At 71.0% G+C, this 593-nt stretch carries 1 protein-coding gene; it reads right to left on the bottom strand.

The window, feature by feature from the left end:
• The coding region (locus AB4Z38_RS25775; protein ID WP_441432346.1) for a fibronectin type III domain-containing protein at positions 1 to 593 on the bottom strand (593 nt) is incomplete at both ends.

Raw genomic sequence — 593 nt, 5'->3', positions numbered from 1 at the left:
ATGGTCTGGGACAGGCTGCTGTCTCCCAATGGCTCCGTCCCCGAAGCCACACCCAGCAAAGCAGAACCAGTGCCGGTGTGGGCGGTGGTGGAGGCTACGGGTGCCCGGACGCCGCCGGTGATCCAGGAGCTGAGCCCGGATTCGAAGCCCCCGTTGGTGATCGTCGAGGTTGTTGTTCCGGTCGGGGTGACGGCTGCCGAGGCCGCCGACGCCGGGGAGGTGCCGATGGCGTTCGTGGCGGTGACGGTGAAGGTGTAGGCGGTGCCGTTGCTCAGCCCGGTCACGGTTGTGCTCGTGGCCGGGGGTGTCCCGGTGACGGTGACCGGGGCCAGGGTCGTGGCGCCGGCGTGCGGGGTGACGGCGTAGGAGGTGATCGGGGAGCCGCCGTTGGCCGGGGCGGTCCAGGACACGGTGGCGGAGGCGTTGCCCGCCGTCGCGCCCACCCCGGCCGGAGCGGCGGGTGCCGTCGCCGTCGTTGGGCTGTTGGCGAGGGCGACGTCGTCGAGGTACATCCAGGTGTCATCCGCCGGGCTGGCGCCGTCGAGGTGGACATTGAACCAGAGCACGATGGTCTGCCCGTTGTAGGCGGAGAG

The organism is Arthrobacter sp. 2RAF6 (genome assembly GCF_052115205.1).
Lineage (GTDB): Bacteria > Actinomycetota > Actinomycetes > Actinomycetales > Micrococcaceae > Arthrobacter.
The sequence above is the reverse complement of the archived record's forward strand: the minus strand, read 5'-3'. Positions and strand labels throughout refer to the sequence as shown.